The 17192-nt window shown below is 62.8% G+C and carries 18 protein-coding genes; 14 read left to right on the plus strand and 4 right to left on the minus strand.

All coding sequences use genetic code 11. The annotated features are described in order from the left end of the window. Positions 1–121: 121 nt before the first annotated feature. The 9 genes from mdcA (at position 122) to madM (ending at position 7380) form a co-directional block, all read left to right on the plus strand. Entirely contained in the window at positions 122–1792 is a 1671-nt protein-coding gene (gene mdcA / locus KGB07_RS09740) for a malonate decarboxylase subunit alpha (protein ID WP_116579621.1), read from the plus strand. Then, on the plus strand, positions 1792–2667 hold the full coding sequence (locus KGB07_RS09745) for a triphosphoribosyl-dephospho-CoA synthase (protein WP_223465272.1): 876 nt from the start codon (positions 1792–1794) through the stop codon (positions 2665–2667). The genes mdcA and KGB07_RS09745 overlap by 1 nt, the downstream gene beginning before the upstream one ends. After that, a complete protein-coding gene (locus KGB07_RS09750; RefSeq protein WP_046039276.1) occupies positions 2667–2966 on the plus strand; it encodes a malonate decarboxylase subunit delta in 300 nt (99 codons plus the stop codon). Before KGB07_RS09745 ends, KGB07_RS09750 begins: the two co-directional genes overlap by 1 nt. Beyond that, the gene (locus tag KGB07_RS09755) at positions 2959–3810 is read left to right on the plus strand and encodes a biotin-independent malonate decarboxylase subunit beta (RefSeq protein ID WP_046039278.1); all 852 of its coding nucleotides are present in this window, start codon (positions 2959–2961) and stop codon (positions 3808–3810) included. The genes KGB07_RS09750 and KGB07_RS09755 overlap by 8 nt, the downstream gene beginning before the upstream one ends. Further along, complete coding sequence (mdcE, locus tag KGB07_RS09760) at positions 3807–4610, plus strand: biotin-independent malonate decarboxylase subunit gamma (protein WP_046039279.1); 804 nt, start codon at positions 3807–3809, stop codon at positions 4608–4610. Before KGB07_RS09755 ends, mdcE begins: the two co-directional genes overlap by 4 nt. Then, positions 4604–5224 (plus strand): malonate decarboxylase holo-ACP synthase, encoded by a 621-nt coding sequence (locus KGB07_RS09765; RefSeq protein WP_223465274.1) that lies wholly within the window; start codon positions 4604–4606, stop codon positions 5222–5224. Before mdcE ends, KGB07_RS09765 begins: the two co-directional genes overlap by 7 nt. Further along, positions 5221–6132 carry a malonate decarboxylase subunit epsilon gene (mdcH, locus tag KGB07_RS09770; RefSeq protein ID WP_046039282.1) on the plus strand — a complete coding sequence of 304 codons (912 nt, stop codon included), beginning with the start codon at positions 5221–5223 and terminating at the stop codon, positions 6130–6132. The genes KGB07_RS09765 and mdcH overlap by 4 nt, the downstream gene beginning before the upstream one ends. 65 nt (positions 6133–6197) lie before the next feature. Beyond that, the gene (gene madL, locus KGB07_RS09775; RefSeq protein WP_056726512.1) at positions 6198–6614 is read left to right on the plus strand and encodes a malonate transporter subunit MadL; all 417 of its coding nucleotides are present in this window, start codon (positions 6198–6200) and stop codon (positions 6612–6614) included. Position 6615: 1 nt separating this feature from the next. Then, a complete protein-coding gene (gene madM / locus KGB07_RS09780) occupies positions 6616–7380 on the plus strand; it encodes a malonate transporter subunit MadM (RefSeq protein WP_046039286.1) in 765 nt (254 codons plus the stop codon). 158 nt (positions 7381–7538) lie between these two features. Here madM and KGB07_RS09785 read toward each other — a convergent pair whose 3' ends face one another. Beyond that, the gene (locus KGB07_RS09785) at positions 7539–8453 is read right to left on the minus strand and encodes a LysR substrate-binding domain-containing protein (RefSeq protein ID WP_046039288.1); all 915 of its coding nucleotides are present in this window, start codon (positions 8451–8453) and stop codon (positions 7539–7541) included. A gap of 131 nt (positions 8454–8584) precedes the next feature. Between KGB07_RS09785 and trhA the strand changes: the two genes are divergently transcribed. Beyond that, positions 8585–9202: a PAQR family membrane homeostasis protein TrhA gene (gene trhA / locus KGB07_RS09790; RefSeq protein WP_046039289.1), complete on the plus strand. Its 618-nt coding sequence runs from the start codon at positions 8585–8587 to the stop codon at positions 9200–9202. Here trhA and KGB07_RS09795 read toward each other — a convergent pair. After that, entirely contained in the window at positions 9199–10116 is a 918-nt protein-coding gene (locus KGB07_RS09795; protein WP_046039291.1) for a LysR family transcriptional regulator, read from the minus strand. The genes trhA and KGB07_RS09795 overlap by 4 nt on opposite strands. A 109-nt stretch (positions 10117–10225) precedes the next feature. Here KGB07_RS09795 and KGB07_RS09800 point away from each other — a divergent pair, with 109 nt between their 5' ends. Genes KGB07_RS09800 through KGB07_RS09810 form a run of 3 tightly spaced genes read left to right on the plus strand, consistent with a single transcriptional unit; the run spans position 10226 to position 12777 of the window. Then, positions 10226–11467, plus strand: a complete 1242-nt coding sequence (locus tag KGB07_RS09800) for a D-amino acid dehydrogenase (protein ID WP_223465275.1) — start codon at positions 10226–10228, stop codon at positions 11465–11467. 27 nt (positions 11468–11494) lie between these two features. Then, complete coding sequence (locus tag KGB07_RS09805; protein ID WP_046039294.1) at positions 11495–11845, plus strand: RidA family protein; 351 nt, start codon at positions 11495–11497, stop codon at positions 11843–11845. 29 nt (positions 11846–11874) lie between these two features. Further along, positions 11875–12777: a transporter substrate-binding domain-containing protein gene (locus KGB07_RS09810; protein WP_007975438.1), complete on the plus strand. Its 903-nt coding sequence runs from the start codon at positions 11875–11877 to the stop codon at positions 12775–12777. A gap of 1 nt (position 12778) precedes the next feature. On the opposite strand, the gene KGB07_RS09815 is transcribed toward KGB07_RS09810, so the two are convergent. Together KGB07_RS09815 and KGB07_RS09820 are read right to left on the minus strand one after the other, a co-directional pair. Further along, a complete protein-coding gene (locus tag KGB07_RS09815) occupies positions 12779–13498 on the minus strand; it encodes a 16S rRNA (uracil(1498)-N(3))-methyltransferase (protein WP_223465277.1) in 720 nt (239 codons plus the stop codon). Between the two features lie 220 nt (positions 13499–13718). Further along, entirely contained in the window at positions 13719–15125 is a 1407-nt protein-coding gene (locus KGB07_RS09820; RefSeq protein ID WP_223465278.1) for an adenosylmethionine--8-amino-7-oxononanoate transaminase, read from the minus strand. Between the two features lie 223 nt (positions 15126–15348). On the opposite strand from KGB07_RS09820, the gene KGB07_RS09825 reads away from it, so the two are divergent. Then, positions 15349–17100, plus strand: coding sequence for a flavin monoamine oxidase family protein (locus tag KGB07_RS09825; protein WP_046039297.1), 1752 nt, complete (start codon positions 15349–15351; stop codon positions 17098–17100). The last annotated feature ends 92 nt before the right edge of the window (positions 17101–17192 follow it).

Genomic DNA, 17192 nt, shown 5'->3' on the forward strand with positions numbered 1-17192 from the left:
GCATGAACGACGCAGATCTCGATCATTAACCTGAGCGTAACGATCCACCACTCTGCTTGATTGATACGCTACGCCCAACACTCCTAAGGTAGCTCCACGACAGCGAACCCGTGGAGTGGTCATGACAACAACAATATCCCCCGACTCGCGATGGACGCGGCGGCGCAGCGAAAAGCAGCGGCGCCTCGAGCTGGTGCGAGGTCTCGCCGACGGTGTGGTGTTGCCCACCGACAACATCGTCGCGGCGCTTGAAGCGCTGATCCTGCCCGGCGACCGTGTGGTGCTCGAAGGCAACAACCAGAAGCAGGCGGATTTCCTCTCGCGCTCCCTGGCCAAGGCCGACCCCGCGAAGCTGCACGACCTGCACATGATCATGCCCAGCGTCGGGCGCTCCGAGCACCTGGACCTGTTCGAACGCGGCATCGCCCGCAAGCTCGACTTCTCTTTTGCCGGCACCCAGAGCCTGCGCATCAGCCAGTTGCTTGAAGACGGCCTGCTGGAAATCGGCGCGATCCACACCTACATCGAACTCTACGCACGACTGGTGGTGGACCTGATTCCCAACGTCGTGCTTTCGGCCGGGTTCATGGCCGACCGCGCCGGCAACATCTACACCGGGCCGAGCACCGAAGACACCCCGGCACTGATCGAGCCGGCGGCCTTCAGCGACGGCATCGTCATCGTCCAGGTCAACCAGTTGGTGGACGACGTCAGCGACCTGCCGCGCGTCGACATACCAGCCTCCTGGGTCGACTTCGTGGTGGTGGCCGACAAGCCGTTCTATATCGAACCGCTGTTCACCCGCGACCCTCGGCACATCAAGCCCGTGCACGTGCTGATGGCGATGATGGCGATTCGCGGGATCTACGAAAAACACAACGTGCAGTCGCTCAACCACGGTATCGGTTTCAACACGGCCGCCATCGAACTGATCCTGCCGACCTACGGCGAGTCCCTCGGCCTCAAAGGCAAGATCTGCCGAAACTGGACCCTCAACCCGCACCCGACCCTGATTCCCGCGATCGAAAGTGGCTGGGTCGAAAGCGTGCATTGCTTCGGCACCGAGCTGGGGATGGAGAACTACATTGCGGCGCGGCCGGATGTGTTCTTTACCGGGCGCGACGGCTCCCTGCGTTCCAATCGGATGTTCAGCCAACTGGCCGGGCAATACGCCGTGGACCTGTTCATCGGCGCGACTTTGCAAGTCGATGGCGACGGGCATTCCTCCACCGTGACTCGCGGACGCCTGGCCGGTTTCGGCGGGGCACCGAACATGGGCCACGACCCGCGCGGTCGCCGTCACGGCACGCCGGCCTGGCTCGATATGCGTAATACCGATGTGGCCGAGCCGATGCTCGAGCGTGGCAAAAAGCTCGTGGTGCAGATGGTCGAAACCTTCCAGGAGGGCGGCAAACCGACTTTCGTTGAAACCCTCGATGCGGTCGATGTGGCGAAGAAAAGCGGCATGCCATTGGCGCCGATCATGGTCTACGGCGACGACGTGACCCACCTGTTGACCGAAGAAGGCATCGCCTACCTGTACAAGGCGCGCTCGCTGGAAGAACGCCAGGCGATGATCGCCGCCGTCGCCGGGGTGACCGCCATCGGCCTGCGCCACAACCCCAAAGACACCGCGCGCATGCGCCGCGAAGGCCTGATCGCCTTGCCCGAAGACCTCGGCATCCGCCGCACCGACGCCACTCGCGAGTTGCTCGCAGCGAAAAGCGTGGCTGATCTGGTGGAGTGGTCCGGTGGCCTCTACAACCCGCCCGCCAAGTTCAGGAGCTGGTAATGCACGCACTTAACCTGCAACCCAAAAGCCTGAGCCTGGCCGAACGGCTGGCGGATCTGGCGGTGGACGCGCTGATCGACGAGGCTGATCTGTCGCCAAAACCGGCACTGGTCGACCGTCGCGGCAATGGCGCCCACACCGATTTGCACTTGGGGCTGATGCACGCGTCGGCGCTGTCCTTGTGGTCGGCCTTTAAGGAAATGGCTGAAGCCGCCATCGAGTTCGGCGAGATCGGCTTGCCCCTGCGCGAAGCCGTGGGCCGCATCGGTCGCGAAGGTGAGCAAGCCATGCTCGACACCACCGGTGGGGTGAACACCCATCGCGGGGCGATCTGGGCCTTGGGCTTGTTGGTCACTGCCGCGGCGCTGGAGCCTCAATCCTGCAGCGCCAATAGCGTGGCGTTACGTGCTGCGCGGTTGGCCCTGCTCGACGACCGTTTTGCACCACGTCCGCTCAGTCACGGTGCGCAAGTCGCCCAACGCTACGGCGCTCGCGGTGCCCGTGAAGAAGCGCAATTGGGTTTTCCGGCAGTGACCCAACGTGCTCTGCCACAACTGCTGCGCAGCCGCGCCGCCGGCTATGGCGAACAGAACGCCCGGCTCGATGCGCTGCTGGCGATCATGACCAATCTGGCTGACACCTGCGTGCTTTACCGCGCCGGTGAAGAAGGCCTGAACACCATGCAACTGGGCGCCCGGGCGGTGCTCGATGCTGGTGGCAGTGCCAGCCTCGGCGGACGTCGCCGCCTGCATGAGCTGGACCAACAACTCATCGCGTTGAATGCCTCGCCCGGCGGTGCTGCCGACCTGCTCGCAGCCTGCCTGTTCATCGACCGTATCGCGTCTGGCGACGGCCTCATCCAGGGAGTGTTTTGATGGAAACCTTATCCTTTGAATTCCCCGCCGGACAGCCGCCACGCGGTCGCACCCTGGTGGGTTGTGTCGGCTCTGGCGATCTGGAAGTGCTGATCGAACCGGGCCAGTCCGGCAAGCTGACGATCAACGTGCAGACCTCGGTCAATGGCAGCGAACAGCGCTGGCAGCATCTGTTCGCACGGATGTTCGACGGCCAGACGCCGCCGGCCATGGATATCGATATCCACGATTTCGGCGCGACACCCGGCGTGGTGCGCCTGCGTCTGGAGCAAGGCTTCGAGGAGATCGGCCATGACTGACAGCGCATCCCTGCTGAACAAGCACAGTTTCGTCGAGCTCGGTGCTCGGCAACGCGCCAAGGCGTTGCTCGACGCCGGCACCTTCCGCGAACTGCTCGACCCCTTTCAACGGATCATGTCGCCGTGGCTGTCGCGCCAGGGCGTGGTGCCACAAGCCGATGACGGCGTGGTGATCGCCAAGGGCAATCTCGATGGTTTGCCGGTGGTGATCGCGGCCATCGAAGGTGCGTTCCAGGGCGGCAGCCTCGGTGAAGTCGGCGGAGCAAAAATTGCCGGTGCACTGGAACTGGCCGCTGAGGACAATCGCAACGGCATCCCGACCCGCGCCGTGCTGCTGCTGGAAACCGGCGGCGTGCGCTTGCAGGAAGCCAACCTAGGCCTGGCGGCCATTGCCGACATCCACGCGGCGATTGTCGAGTTGCAGCAGTACCAACCCGTGGTCGGTGTGGTGGCGGGCAGCGTCGGTTGCTTTGGCGGCATGTCGATTGCCGCCGGGTTGTGCAGCTATCTGTTGGTGACCCAGGAGGCGCGACTCGGCTTGAACGGCCCGCAGGTGATCGAACAGGAAGCCGGACTCGAGGAATACGACTCCCGCGACCGGCCCTTCATCTGGAGCCTGACCGGTGGCGAGCAGCGCTTCGCCAGTGGCCTGGTGGATCGCTATGTTGCCGACGACGTGGCGCAGATTCGCCAGCAAGTCGGCGAGTTGCTCCAGCAAGGTTTGCCGGCGCAACCACGTAGCCAACAGGCCGAGCTGTTCCTGCAACATCTGGCGCGTCTGGACGCCGAACCGCAAATCGAGCCGTCTGTGGTTCGCGATCTGTACCAAGGAGAACGCCCATGAGTTCGTATTCCCTGCGAGGTTTGAACTGGTTCAACGCCTTGAGTGCCGGGGCGAAAGCGGTCGAGGGTTTGCCGGCTTCGCTGAAGGTCGCCGACGGTTCGCTGGGCGATCAGCCTGTGCGTTTCATCGCGGTGGTGGCCGACCCGGAAAACCGCTTCGTCCGTGCACGCAATGGCGAAGTGGGGCTGCTCGAAGGCTGGGGCCTGGCGAAGGCGGTGGATGAGGTGATTGCCGCCGATGCTGACAAAACGCAGAAGCGCGCAGTGATCGCCATCGTCGACGTGCCGAGCCAGGCCTACGGCCGACGCGAAGAAGCCCTCGGCATTCATCAGGCGCTGGCCGCTGCGGCGGACAGTTATGCCCGTGCCCGTCTGGCCGGTCATGCGGTGATCGGCTTACTGGTGGGCAAGGCGATGTCCGGGGCATTTCTGGCCCACGGTTATCAGGCCAACCGCTTGATCGCCCTGCGCGATCCGGGGGTGATGGTGCACGCCATGGGCAAGGCGTCGGCGGCGCGGGTGACCTTGCGCAGCGTCGAAGAACTCGAAGCCCTGGCTTCCAGCGTGCCGCCGATGGCCTATGACATCGACAGCTATGCCAGCCTCGGGCTGCTGTGGGAAACCTTGTCGGTGGAAAAGATCGAGCAGCCGACTGCGGCGGATCTGACGCGGGTGACCGAGTGCCTGCATCAGGCGATTGGCGATGTGGCCGCCGCGGGCCCTGATCTGAGCGGTCGCTTGGGTGCGGCCAATCGGGCGGCGTCGAGCAAGGTTCGCCAATTGCTGAGAGCGCAGTGGTGAGCACGCTGTTGGCTCACGACCTGCTGTGGGGCATGACCCCGCAGCAGTTACCTGTGGATGCGCCTGCCTGGGTGATCGAGTCGATCAGTGCCGGCCAGCCGGTGGTGGTCCGTCGTGCCTTGAGTGTGGCGGGGCAGGTGGCGGTGGGCGTGCGCGGGCCGTTGCGCGAACTGCGATTTGCAGCGGTGATGGAAGTCGCTGCCGTCACGCGCCGGGTGCGGCCGGAAGAACTATGCCATGTTCAAGGCCGACGCGATTTCCCGGCGCTGCGGGCCTTGGCGCAACTGCGCTCGCACCTCGATGACAGTGGTTGGGTCTGGGGTGTCAGCGGCAGCGCCGGGTTCGAGTTGGCCAGTGGGTTTGCCGCTTTGCACGAGGGCAGCGACCTCGATCTGATCCTGCGTACGCCACGTCCGTTGAGTCGTGTCGACGCGCAGGCGTTGGTGGCCGTTCTTGATGCCGCCGTGTGCCGCGTGGACCTGCAGTTGCAGGCACCGTCGGGCGCCGTTGCCTTGCGCGAATGGGCCGGTGCTTCGTCGCGGGTCCTGTTGAAAAGTGCCACTCAGGCCAGCCTGGTCACTGATCCGTGGAATCCACAGGAGCAAGCAGCATGAGCAGCTTGCTGGTGTTCCCCGGCCAAGGCGCGCAACAACCCGGGATGCTGGCGCGTTTGCCTCGGGAAACATTGAACGAGGCGAGCGACCTGCTCGGTGAGGATGTGACGCAGCTGGATTCTGCCGAGGCGTTGCAGTCGACGAGGGCGGTGCAGCTTTGCCTGCTGATCGCCGGTGTCGCCGCTTCACGTCAGTTGGCCATGGCCCCGGACTACTTGGCCGGCTTGTCGATCGGCGCTTACCCTGCAGCGGTGGTGGCTGGCGCCCTGGGTTTCAGCGATGCGTTGCATCTGGTCAGCCTGCGCGGTGAGTTGATGCAGCAGGCTTATCCACAGGGCTACGGCATGACCGCGATCATCGGTCTGGACCTGGCCACGGTGGAAGGATTACTGGCCCGGGTGCACAGCGCGCAAATGCCGGTTTATCTGGCCAATATCAACGCCGATAACCAGGTGGTGATTGCCGGTAGCGACGCGGCGATGAAAACGGTGGCCGAGTTGGCGAAAGGTTGCGGGGCTGGCTTGGCCAAGCGTCTGGCAGTGAGCGTGCCGTCCCACTGCCCATTGCTTGAGGTACCCGCGCAACGGTTGGCCGAAGCCTTCGCCAAAGTGCCGCTGCACACCCCGAAGATGGGCTACCTGAGCGGCAGTCGCGCGCGTCCGCTGATCAAGCCTGAAGCCTTGCGTGATGACCTGGCCTTCAACATGTGCCGCATCGTCGATTGGCGCGGCACGGTACAAAGCGCCTACGAGCGCGGCGTGCGTCTACAGATCGAACTGCCGCCCGGTGCGGTGCTGACCGGGCTGGCGCGCCGGGTGTTCGAGCAGGGCACCGTGATTGCCTTCGACGGTGCCCGGCTCGATACCTTGCAGGCGCTGATGCGAGAGGAGGGAAGCTGCCACTCTTAAATCACCCGACTTAAGGCTTCGAACAACAAAAACAACATTCGAAATGCACTTTGAGGACTACAACAATGATTATTTACGGTGTGGCGCTGTTGGCGATCTGTACGCTGGCAGGGGTGATCATGGGTGACATGCTCGGTGTGTTGCTGGGAGTGAAGTCAAACGTCGGCGGTGTCGGGATCGCGATGATCCTGCTGATTTGCGCACGGTTGTGGATGCACAGGCGTGGCGGCATGACCAAGGATTGCGAGCTGGGCGTCGGCTTCTGGGGCGCCATGTACATCCCGGTGGTGGTGGCGATGGCCGCGCAACAAAACGTGGTCACGGCGCTGCATGGTGGTCCGGTGGCGGTATTGGCGGCGATCGGTTCGGTGGTGATCTGCGGCTGCACTATTGCCCTGATCAGCCGGACCCACAAAGGCGAACCCTTGCCCGATGAACCGGTGGATGTAACGCCGGTTGGCGCACCGGCAGGAGGTCGCTGATATGTGGGATCTCATCAAGAATGGTCTGGAACATAACGGTCTGGTCACCGCATTCGCCTTCGTCGGCGTGATCATGTGGGTGTCAGTGCTGATTTCCAAACGCCTGACCTTCGGGCGTATCCACGGCTCGGCGATTGCCATCGTCATCGGCCTGGTACTGGCCTGGGTCGGCGGCACGATGACCGGCGGGCAAAAAGGCCTGGCGGACTTGACGCTGTTTTCCGGCATCGGGTTGATGGGCGGCGCCATGCTGCGGGACTTCGCCATCGTCGCCACAGCATTTGAAGTGCAGGCCACGGAAGCGAAAAAGGCCGGCTTGATTGGTGTGATCGCGCTGCTGTTGGGCACGGTGCTGCCGTTTATTGTCGGTGCGTGCATGGCCTGGGCATTCGGTTACCGCGATGCGGTGAGCATGACCACCATTGGCGCCGGTGCGGTGACTTACATCGTCGGGCCAGTGACCGGCGCGGCCATTGGCGCCAGTTCCGATGTGGTGGCGCTGTCGATTGCCACCGGTTTGATCAAGGCGATTCTGGTGATGGTCGGCACGCCGATGGCGGCGCGCTGGATGGGCCTGGATAACCCGCGCTCGGCGATGGTGTTCGGTGGGCTGGCCGGGACAGTCAGTGGCGTGACCGCCGGCTTGGCGGCGACGGATCGACGTCTGGTGCCTTATGGCGCGCTGACCGCGACCTTCCACACCGGGCTTGGCTGTCTGTTGGGGCCTTCGTTGTTGTTCTTTATTGTTCGGGGGATTGTCGGCTAGTCCAGTGACCGCTTTTTGTGGCGAGGGAGCTTGCTCCCGCTGGGCTGCGTAGCAGCCCTGAAATCTACCACCGAGATGAGTCAGGTAAATCCGGTGGCCTGATTTTACGGGCGCTTCGCACCCGAACGGGAGCAAGCTCCCTCGCCACAAGGGCTCCGTCAAACCTGCCGATTGGCATACATCCGACACTCCGCCAGCAACGCCAGCAGATTCGGATCACGCTCCTTGGCTTTGAGGAACACCACGCCAATGTGCTGCTGCAAGCGGTACTTTTCCTGCAACGGGATCAGCTTCACCCGGTTCTCGTATACCGCCGCAATCCGCCCCGGCAGCAACGCATAACCCACGCCCGAACTGACCATGCTCAGCAGGGTAAAAATGTCGTTGACCTGCATCGCCACCTTCGGCTCGAACCCTGCCTGCTCGAATACCCGCTTGCCGTCCTGATGGGTGGCGAAGCCCTGGGTCAGGGTGATGAAGGTTTCGTCGCGGACCTCGGCCAGGTCGACTTCGGTTCGCTGGGCAAACTTGGAATCGGCGGGTGTGGCGAGGAAGATGTCGTCGGAAAACAGCGGGATCTGCTCGCAATCCGGATCGTTGACACTCTCGTCCAGCGACACCAGGGCCGCATCGACTTCCATGTTCTTGAGCTTGTAGAGCAGGTCGATATTGGAGCCCAGAATCAGGTCGATGTTGAGCTCGCTGCGGCGGATCTTCAAACCCATGATCAGTTGTGGCACGGTCTTCACCGTCAGTGAATACAGCGAGCCGAGTTTGAAACGTTCGGCCGAGAACCCGGCGGCTTCGCGGGTCAGGCGCACGCTTTCGACGACATCCTGAATCAGCTTCTGCGCCCGTTCTTCCAGCACATAAGCGCTTTCCAGCGGCGTCAGGCTGCGGCCTTCGTGCTTGAACAAGGGGCAGCGCAGGGCGCTTTCCAGTGAATGGATCGCCCGATGCACGCTGACGTTGCTGGTCTGTAATTCGGCAGCGGCCCGCGCCAGGTTACCGGTACGCATGAAGGCCAGGAACACCTCGAGTTTTTTCAGGGTCAACTCTTCATCGATCAGCATGGGGCGGACTCTTTTTGGAATGACTCGATTGTGCCCAATTACGCCAGGCTCGTCGTACAGAAACATTGCGCTTTTACGCTTGAAGCCTGAGCCTTGCGCTCTGCGGCAATGAAATGCGAGGTAAGCAACGCATGTATCACGGGGAAAGACTGAACGCCTGGACGCATCTGCTCGGGGCCGTGGCGGCGTTTATCGGCGGGGTGTGGCTGATTGTGCTGGCCAGTCTCGACGGCAGCCCGTGGAAGATCGTCAGTATGGCGATCTACGCCTTCACCTTGCTGGTGCTCTACAGCGCATCGACCGTGTACCACAGCGTGCGCGGGCGCAAGAAAGCGATCATGCAGAAGGTCGATCACTTTTCGATCTATCTGTTGATCGCCGGCAGCTACACGCCGTTCTGCCTGGTGACCCTGCGCGGGCCGTGGGGCTGGACCTTGTTCGGGATTGTCTGGGGATTGGCGCTGATCGGCATTCTGCAGGAGATCAAGCCGCGTTCGGAAGCGCGCATTCTGTCGATCGTGATTTATGCGGTGATGGGCTGGATCGTGCTGGTGGCGGTCAAGCCGCTGCTTGCGGCGCTGGGTGGCGTCGGGTTTACGTGGCTGGCGTCAGGCGGGGTGCTGTACACCGTGGGGATTATCTTTTTTGCCCTCGATCATCGCCTGCGCCATGCCCACGGGATCTGGCATCTGTTCGTGATCGCCGGGAGCTTGCTGCATTTTGTGGCGATTTTCTTTTATGTCCTTTAAGGCTGTACCGGGACCAGGCGATCCAGCTGCTCCCGGGCTCGACGGCTGAATACCTGCAACAGGTCGTTCAAGGTGTGGGGCGGTGGTTCGGCGACGCGGGTCACTGCGTACAGGGTGATGGGTAGCGGCGGTGCCAGAGGGCGGATCGTTGTGGTGGCGGGAGAGGCGCCAAGGGCGGTGAACGGATCGATCACCGCCAGGCCCGCGCCGGATTCCACCATCGCCCGTGCCAGTGAGTAGGTTTGCACGGCGATGCGTACCCGGGGCGGCGGTTCGACCGCTTCCAAGTAACTGTCGAGCCGCGCGGCCAGTGGATCGGCGCTGGATAAACCGATCAGCGGCGCATCTGCCAGCGCCATCAGCGGCAACGGTTTACCCACCTCTTCCTGAGTCCAGTAACCACTCGGCGCCAGCGCCACCAGCACGCCGGACGCCAGCGCCTGGGCCTTGAGCCCCGGGTGATCCGGGCGTTGCAGGGTCAGGGCGACATCCACTTCGCGCATCAACAGGTTCTGCACCAGTTCGCGACTGTGGGCGCTGGAGAGTTCGCAAACGATGTCCGGGTAACGCCCGGTCCATTCGTGAATGGCCGGCGGCAGCAATGACAGGGCCAGCGCCGGGGTGGCACCGATGCGCAGGCTGTGGCCAGGCTCGCGGCGCAGGCTCTGCGCCAGGCGTCGCACGCCTTGCAGGCTTTCGCTGACCTTGTCCACTTCGCGCTCCAGCTCCAGCGCTTCCGGCGTCGCCTGCAATTTGCCGCGTACCCGCAGGAACAGCGGAAAACCCAATTGTTGCTCGGCGTGCTGCAACACCTTGCTCACCGCCGGCTGCGAGACGTGTAGCAATTGCGCGGCAGCGCTGATCGAACCGGTCTGGCGGATGGCCTGGAAAATCTCGATATGGCGAAGGCGCATGGCAAGTCCATAACCTTTGTTTATGGGTTTGCCATCTTTATGCATTGTTCAACGTCTGTCACCTGGCTCTAACCTTGGCCTCGTCTTCACAACGGTTTTAAGGACGGACATGGCTCAGCGTGTGTGCATCATCGGTGGCGGCGTGATTGGCCTGGCAACGGCCTATGCGCTTGTGCGCGACGGCTTTGAGGTGACGGTGGTTGAGGCGCGTGGCTCGCTGGGCAGCGAAACCAGCTTCGCCAACGGCGGCCAGTTGTCCTATCGCTATGTCGCGCCCCTGGCCGACGCCGGTGTGCCTAGGCAAGCCATCGGCTGGATGCTGCGCGGCGATTCACCATTGAAGCTGCGCCCGCGCTTCGACCCGGCCCAGTGGCGCTGGATGGCGTCGTTCCTCGGCGCCTGCCGCCGCTCGGTCAACCGCGAGAACGCCGCGCACTTGCTGCGCCTGGCGCTGTTCAGCCAGGACACATTGAAGTCCTGGCGCGAGGACGATGGACTGGCGGGATTCCAGTGGCGGCGCAATGGCAAACTGGTGACTTTCCGCCGGAACAGCAGCTTCGAGCATGCGCGCCAGGGCCTGGCCGACCCGCAGCAACAGCAAGTGTTGTCGCCGGCCGAATGCGCGCAGCTGGAACCGGCGCTGATAGATGCGCCCTTTGTCGGGGCGATCTACACCCCGGACGAAGAGGTCGGCGATTGCCACGGTTTTTGCCAGCAACTGGCCGCCCGGCTGCAAGCGTCCGGCTGTTGCGAGTTTCGTCTCGGGCAAGCGGTGACCGGCATTCGCCACAGCAATGGTAGCGTCAACGCCATTGAGCTGGGCGAGCAAGTGCTGCCGGTCGATCAACTGGTGATCGCCGCCGGTCACCGCAGTCCGCTGTTGGCGCTACCCGGGCTTCAACTGCCGCTTTATCCGCTCAAGGGCTACAGCCTGACCGTGCCGATCGGCATCGGTCACCGGGCACCGGACGTGAGCATCACCGACTACGACCGCAAGATCGTCTATGCCCGCATCGGCAAGCAATTGCGGGTGGCGGCGATGGTCGACATCGTCGGCTTCGACCCTGCTTTGGACCCCAAGCGCCTGGCGCTGATCAAGCGTCAGGCCCACGACACCTTTCCAAATGCCGGCGCCTATGACGAAGCCGTCGAGTGGGCCGGCATGCGCCCGGCCACCCCTAGCGGCGTGCCGTTACTGGGCGCGACGGCGTATCGCAACCTGTGGCTCAACCTCGGCCACGGTGCGCTGGGTTTTACCCTGGCATGCGGCAGCGGGCGCTTGCTCAGCGAGCTGATCGGCGAGCGCCGGCCTTCCATCGACCTGCGCGGTTTCAACCACCGGGCCGCCTGAACACCGATTTCTGAAGAGGAGACCGCAATGACGATTACCCGACTGCACAGCAACCCGCGCCTGTCTGGCGCCGTGACCTTTGGCGACCTGGTGTTTCTCTCCGGTCAGGTGCCGGGCGATGCCCTGGATGCCAGCGGCCAGACCCGCGAAGTGCTGGCGAAAATCGATACCTTGCTGGCCGAGGCGGGCAGCGACAAGGATCATCTGCTCAGCGCGACCATTTACCTGAAGAACATCACCGAGGATTTCGCCGCGATGAACGAGGTCTGGTCGGCCTGGCTATCGCCGGGGCAGGCACCGAGCCGCACCACCGTGCAGGCCGAACTGGCCCGACCGCAGGTGCTGGTGGAAATCACCGTCATCGCTGCACGCGTCTGATAAACCAACACCCACAACGGAGAATAACAATGCAAAAAATCACGTTGCTCGCTTGTACGCTTGGCCTGTTGCTTGGCAGTCAGGTTCAGGCCAATGAAGCGCCGCTGACCGGCACCCTGAGCAAGATCGCCAGCGCCAACAGCATCACCCTGGGCTATCGCGATGCTTCGGTGCCGTTCTCCTACGTGGGTGATCACAGCGGCAAGCCGATGGGTTACTCGGTGGATCTGGCGGGCAAGATCGTCGAGCGCATCCAGCAGCAACTGGCGCTGCCAGACTTGAAGGTGAAGTACAACCTGGTGACCTCGCAGACCCGCATTCCACTGGTGCAGAACGGCACCGTGGACCTGGAGTGCGGCTCCACCGGCGTGACCGCCGAACGGCAGAAGCAGGTGGCGTTCTCTTATGGCTTCATTTACGTCAAAGGCCAGTTGCTGACCGCGAAGGACAGTGGGATCAAGAGCTTCGCTGACCTGCGCGGCAAGAACGTGGTGACCACCGCCGGCACCACCAACGAGCGCTTCCTGAAAAGCTACAACGTCGATCACAAGATCGACATGTTCGTGATCAGCGCCAAGGACCACGGCGAAGCCTTCCAGATGCTGCAATCGGGCCGGGCGGTGGCGTTCTACATGGACGACGCGCTGCTCTACGGTGAGCGCGCCAAGGCCAATGACCCGCACAAGTGGGTGGTGGTCGGGGAGGAGCAATCGCGGGAGATCTACAGCTGCATGGTGCGCAAGGACGATCCGCAGTTCCTGGCGCTGGTCAACGGCGCGTTGGCGGATCTGTACAGCTCGGGCGAGATCAATGGCATCTACAAACGCTGGTTCGAGCAGCCGATCCCACCGAAGGGTTTGAACCTTGAGTTCCCGATGACCAGCGAACTCAAGGCGATCATTGCCAAACCGGTGAGTGATCCGGTGCAGTAGCCTAGAAATCACCCCAGAGTTGCTGGGCCACCGCCAGTGCAACAACCGGCGCGGTTTCGGTGCGCAGCACCCGTGGACCGAGGCGGGCGGCGTGGAAGCCGCTGGCCTTGGCCTGATCGACTTCGGCATCGGACAAACCACCCTCCGGACCAATCAGGAATGCCAGACTTGAAGGTTTGGCATGGCTCACCATCGGCTCAGCCACCGGATGCAGCACCAGCTTCAATTCGGCTTCGGTCTGCTTCAACCAGTCAGCCAACAACAGCGGCGGATGAATCACCGGCACTCGCGAGCGCCCACATTGTTCACATGCGCTGATCGCCACCTGGCGCCAGTGCAGCAGGCGTTTGTCGGCGCGCTCGTCCTTGAGCCGGACTTCGCAGCGTTCGGTGAAGATCGGGGTGATTTCAGTGACGCCCAGTTCCGTGGCTTTCTGGATCGCCCAGTCCATGCGCTCGCCCCGGGACAGGCCCTGGCCGAGGTGGATTTGCAGGGGCGACTCGATCTGCCCGGCGAAGCTTTCATCGACCTGCACTACGACGCGCTTTTTGCCGACCTCGACCAGCCTGGCGCGAAACTCCTGGCCCGAACCGTCGAACAACTGCAATGCATCGCCCTCGGCCATGCGCAGCACGCGGCTGATGTAATGGGCCTGGGCTTCGGGCAACTCATGCTCGCCGATGCTCAGGGGGGCGTCGATAAAGAAGCGGGACAGTCTCATGCTGGGTCTCTACTGAATCTAATGTTCGGCATCGTAAATGTGTCGAAGTAGCTTTTTGTGGCGAGGGGGCTTGTCGGACCGCCGCACCGCCCCGTTCGGCTGCGAAGCAGTCGCAAATCCTGCTGATGCGATTGATCCGGGGAAACCGGGTTACCGGATTTGGGGTCGCTACGCGACCCAACGGGGGCAAGCCCCCTCGCCACAGGGTAATCAGTGACTGTCAACCCGGATCACGGAACCCCGGATGGAAGTCCTTCGGCACTGCCACGCTGACACTGTCACGGGTCGCAATGTCGATCCCTTCGCTGGCCACTTCGGCAAGGAAGTCGATCTGCTCCGGGGTGATCACATACGGCGGCAGGAAATACACCACGCTGCCCAATGGACGCAGTAAAGCACCGCGCTCCAGGGCGTGCTGGAACACCTTCAGGCCACGACGTTCCTGCCATGGGTAAGCTTCCTTGCTGGCCTTGTCCTTGACCATCTCGATGGCCAGCACCATGCCGGTCTGGCGCACTTCGGACACGTTCGGGTGATCGACCAGGTGCGCCGTCGACGAAGCCATGCGCTGGGCCAGGGCCTTGTTGTTCTCGATGACGTTGTCTTCTTCGAAAATATCCAGGGTCGCCAGGGCCGCTGCGCACGCCAGCGGGTTGCCGGTGTAGCTGTGGGAGTGCAGGAAGGCGCGCAGGGTCGGATAGTCGTCGTAGAAGGCGCTGTAGACCTCGTCTGTGGTCATGCACGCCGCCAGCGGCAGATAGCCGCCGGTCAGGGCCTTGGACAGGCACAGGAAATCAGGGCGGATGCCGGCCTGTTCGCAGGCGAACATCGTCCCGGTACGGCCGAAGCCGACGGCGATTTCGTCGTGGATCAGGTGCACGCCGTAGCGGTCACAGGCTTCTCGCAGCAGCTTGAGGTACACCGGGTGGTACATGCGCATGCCACCGGCGCCCTGGATCAGCGGCTCGACGATCACTGCCGCGACCGTGTCGTGGTTTTCGGCCAGGGTCTGCTCCATGGCCGCGAACATGTTGCGCGAGTGCTCTTCCCAGCTCATGCCTTCGGGGCGCAGGTAGCAGTCCGGGCTCGGCACCTTGATGGTGTCCATCAACAGCGCTTTGTAGGTTTCGGTGAACAGCGGCACGTCGCCCACCGACATCGCCGCCATGGTTTCGCCGTGGTAGCTGTTGGTCAGGGTAACGAAGCGCTTCTTGTTCGGCTGACCGCAATTGAGCCAGTAGTGAAAGCTCATTTTCAGCGCGACTTCGATGCAGGACGAGCCGTTATCGGCGTAAAAACACCGGGTCAGGCCTTCCGGTGTCATCTTCACCAGGCGCTCGGACAACTCGATCACCGGTTGATGACTGAAGCCAGCAAGGATCACATGTTCGAGCTGGTCGACCTGGTCCTTGATGCGCTGGTTGATCCGCGGGTTGGCGTGGCCGAACACATTGACCCACCAGGAGCTGACCGCATCGAGGTAGCGTTTGCCTTCGAAGTCTTCCAGCCACACGCCTTCCCCGCGCTTGATCGGGATCAGCGGCAGTTGTTCGTGATCTTTCATCTGGGTGCAGGGATGCCACAGCACGGCGAGGTCGCGTTGCATCCAATGATTATTCAGGCCCATTTTCACTCTCCTGGAGGCGGTCCGTGACCAGCGCGGACAAACAATCGCGCAAGCCTATGCAATGCGTGCCACGGGGACAACCCATTGTGTCGAATGAGCTACTTTGTACAGGCCGATAGACGTTGCTGGCGGGCGTCCGAATGCTGACGTATCCTTCGCGGTTCTTGAGCCGTCTGGCTCGCAAAAACTGCTGTTTTCCTCGTGTGATTCCGGAGTTCGCTGAATGTCTGTCGGTTGGCTGCGCGCCTGTGCGCTGGTGATGTTGGGGCTGTTCAGCGTGTCTGCGCTGGCCAAGGATAAAACCGCGATCGTGATCGGCGGCGGCCTGTCTGGCCTGACTGCCGCGTACGAGCTGCAGAACAAGGGCTGGCAGGTCACCCTGCTGGAAGCCAAGTCGAGCCTGGGCGGCCGCTCCGGCATGGCCACCAGCGAGTGGATCGGCAACGACAAGGCCCAGCCGGTGCTGAACAAGTACGTATCGACCTTCAAGCTGAGCACCACGCCAGCCCCTGAGTTCGTGCGGACCCCAGGCTACCTGATCGATGGCGAGTATTTCTCCGCTGCCGACCTGGCGACCAAGCAGCCGGCCACCGCCGAGGCGCTCAAGCGCTTCGACAAGACCGTGGACGACCTGGCGCGCTCGATCGACGACCCGCAGAACCCCGCAGCCAACAACACACTGCACGCGCTGGATCAGATCAACGTGTCGAGCTGGCTCGACAAGCAGAACCTGCCAGCCACCGCTCGCCAGCTGATCAACCAGCAGATCCGCACCCGCTACGACGAACCTTCGCGCTTGTCGCTGCTGTACTTCGCGCAGCAGAGCCGTGTCTACCGTGGCGTCTCCGATCGTGATCTGCGTGCTTCGCGCCTGGTCGGTGGCAGCCCTGTGCTGGCCCAGGCCCTGGTCAAACAGCTGAAAACCATCAAGACCAGTTCCCCGGTCTCGTCGATCATTCAGGACAAGGACGGCGTGACCGTCAAAGTCGACAACGTCGGCTATCAGGCAGACTACGTGGTGCTGGCCGTGCCATTGCGCGCCCTGAACAAGATCCAGATGACCCCGGCGCTGGACGCCCAGCACCTGGCGGCGATCAAGGGCACCAACTACGGCTGGCGCGACCAGATCATGCTGAAGTTCAAGACGCCAGTATGGGAGCCCAAGGCGCGCATGTCCGGCGAGATCTTCAGCAACACCGGCCTGGGCATGTTGTGGATCGAACCTGCCCTGAAGGGTGGCGCCAACGTGGTGATCAACCTGTCCGGCGACAACGCGCGGGTGATGCAGGCATTCGGCGACAAGCAGATGGTCGATCAGGTGTTGATCCGTCTGCACGCGTTCTATCCACAGGCGCGTGGTTCGTTCACCGGTTATGAAATCCGTCGCTACAGCACCGACCCGTCGACTGGCGGCGCCTACCTGGCCTTCGGTCCGGGCCAGATCAGCAAGTTCTGGCGCCTGTGGGAACGCCCGATTCAGCGCGTAGCCTTCGCTGGCGAACACACCGACACTCTGTACCCGGGCACCCTGGAAGGCGCGCTGCGTACCGGTCAACGTGCAGCCAGCCAGGTTGAAGACCTGGCGGCGGGCAAGTCGTTCGAGCCGGCGAAAGTGGGTCCGGCCGCCGCAGCGGCGGGCGCTGGTGCGGTGGTGGCGAAGAAAGGCAATTTCTTCAGCAACCTGTTCGGCGGCTCGGATGACGAGAAGAAGCCAGAGCCGGTCAAGGCACCTGAGCCGGTAGCACCGGCAACTCCGGCACCTGCTCCAGCTCCGGTTGTTGCACCGGCTCCGGTCGAAGCGCCGAAACCAGTAACCCCGGCAAAAGCCGAGCCGGCCAAGAAAGCTCCGGCGAAACCGGCTGCCAAGACCGAGGCGAAAAAAGCCCCGGCCAAGGCTCCTGTGAAGAAAGCCGAGCCGGTGAAGAAGCCAGTGGCTAAACCCGCGGCGACTCCGACAACGGATGCCAAGGCGTAGTAAGCCCCGGGCATAAAAAAAACGCGGCGTAAAAGCCGCGTTTTTTTATGCCTGGAGAAATCTGGGCACACAATCGAATAAACCTTTGGCAG

The sequence above is a fragment of the Pseudomonas sp. GL-RE-26 genome (assembly GCF_019956275.1).
Taxonomy (GTDB): Bacteria; Pseudomonadota; Gammaproteobacteria; order Pseudomonadales; family Pseudomonadaceae; genus Aquipseudomonas; species Aquipseudomonas grandcourensis.